At 43.0% G+C, this 244-nt stretch carries 1 pseudogene; it reads right to left on the bottom strand.

Going from position 1 to position 244, the window contains the following annotated elements:
* Positions 1–244, bottom strand: a pseudogene (locus AC1M9K_RS14645) (muconate/chloromuconate family cycloisomerase); the annotation flags it as partial.

The raw sequence follows: 244 nt of genomic DNA, 5'->3' as shown, positions 1-244 counted from the left end.
AGCTTCGATCATCTTTTTCGCTTCAGCGATATCTTTATCCGTATCACCAGAAGCCAACACCCAAAGTACAGGGACGCTGTCACGCAGACGGCCACCTAGCACTTCAGACAGAGGCAAGCCTAAACGTTGAGCTTGAATATCGAGTAAAGCAGTTTGAATGGCACATTTTGCAAAACGGTTGCCATTAATATTCTTCTTCAACACTTGCATAATTTGAGCAACGTTGAGATCAGTAAAAGTTTTG

Source organism: Acinetobacter sp. 24-47-67, assembly GCF_056779735.1.
The sequence above is the reverse complement of the archived record's forward strand: the minus strand, read 5'-3'. Positions and strand labels throughout refer to the sequence as shown.